This is a genomic window from Kitasatospora sp. NPDC047058, assembly GCF_040643935.1.
Lineage (GTDB): Bacteria > Actinomycetota > Actinomycetes > Streptomycetales > Streptomycetaceae > Kitasatospora.
The window spans coordinates 1-1,711 of the sequence record NZ_JBEYVJ010000801.1; the positions used below are offsets into that span (position 1 = coordinate 1).

Annotated in this window: 1 protein-coding gene; it reads right to left on the reverse strand. The window is 68.2% G+C overall.

The genetic code is table 11. The features are described 5' to 3' along the window. A partial coding sequence (locus tag ABZ885_RS40630; RefSeq protein ID WP_360200161.1) for an FG-GAP-like repeat-containing protein occupies positions 1-1,571 on the reverse strand: 1,571 nt, incomplete at its 3' end. Positions 1,572-1,711 lie beyond the last annotated feature (140 nt).

The window sequence follows — 1,711 nt, forward strand, 5'->3', positions numbered from 1 at the left end:
GCGCCGGTGGCGATGCGGCCCAGGTCGTTCCAGCCGCCGTATCCGTCGCCGCCGTTGTTGGCGAAGGCGTTGACGGAGCCGTCCGCGTTGGCGACGAGGTAGTCGGCAAGCCCCTCACCGGTGACGTCGGTCAGAGTGACGGCGTTCTGGTTGGTGGTGACGCCGGTCGCCAGTTGTCCGAGGCTGACCCACCCGCCGTGACCGTCACCACCGATGTTGACGAACGTGGTGAGCGAGCCGTCGGGGTTGATGACGTTGTAGTCGGCCTTGCCATCGCCGTTCATGTCCGCCAACCGCACCCGGCTGCGGTCGGCCGTCAGACCGGTGGCGGTCCGACCGTCGTCCACCCAACCCCCCGAGGTGTCACCCCCGCGGTTGAGGTAGGTGTGAACGGCCCCACTGGAGTCGATCACGTTGTAGTCGGCCCGGCCGTCCCCGTCGAAGTCCGCGAACCTCACCTGGCTCGGGTCACTGGTCACACCGGTCGCGACCTGGCCGAGATCCTGCCAACCACCACGCCCGTCCCCACCCTCGTTCAGAAAGACGTTGACCGAGCCGTTGCCGTTGACGGTGATGTAGTCGGCCCGGCCATCCGCATTGAAGTCCGCGAACCGCACCCGGCTCGGGTCACTGGTCACACCGGTCGCGACCTGGCCGAGATCCTGCCAACCACCACGCCCGTCCCCACCCCGGTTCAGGTACACCCGAACCGAACCGTCCCCGTTGACGATGACATAGTCAGCCCGGCCGTCCCCGTCGAAGTCCGCCCAGCGCACTCGGCCCGAACCCGCCTCCGAACCCGCCCGCGACGCATGGGGACGTTGCAGCAGGCCGTCGTCGAAGGCCCGCTCCAGCCCGTTGTCGAAGACTCCGGCCATGTGCTGGTATCCCAAGTCGTTGGGGTGCAGGCGGTCGGCCATCTCCGCTGCGGGCACCAAGGCCGGCGGTTCCAGGTATCGGAGCTTCTTTCCGGCCAGCTGCCCGTACGGCAGTGCCTTGATCCTCGCGTTGTAGCTCTGTGCGGCCTCCTGCAGATTTCCGGTGGTGGGGATCAACCCTTGGACGAGCACGGTGACGCCAGGCCGATCGTTGAAGATCCGCGCGGCCAGATCGGCGAACGCGGTGGCGGCGCGGGCAGCGGCCCGCTGCTTGTCCGGATCGGGGTCGCGGTCGAGGTCGTTGATCCCGATGTGGAGCAGCACGACGTCGGGGCTGGCCGCGTTCAGCCATCCATCGATCGAGGATCGGATGTCGCTGATCCGTGCCCCGCTGTGACCTTCGTTGTCGGGATCGGCAACGCCGGTCGAATTCTGGGAGCCGACGTAGTCGATCGTGTAGCGGGACTGGCCCGCGAGGAGGTTCCACAGCGGCAGGCGGTAGCCCGCATGAGTGGAGCTTCCCGAGCCGGCCGTAATCGAGTCGCCCAGGGGCATCACCCGCAGGGGCGGACGGGCCGGTTGGGCGGCGGCGAGCGGAAGCGGACGGGTGGTGGCGAGCGAGGCAGGGGTGTTGAGGGCGAGGCTTGCCAGTCCGGTCAGGATGGCCAGCCCGAGTGTTGTGGTGCGCTTCATGAAACGTCGGGCCCTTTTGCGGAGTTCGTGGACGGTCGGTCTTAGGCGCCGGTGGCGATGCGGCCCAGGTCGTTCCAGCCGCCGTATCCGTCGCCGCCGTTGTTGGCGAAGGCGTTGACGGAGCCGTCCGCGTTGGCGAC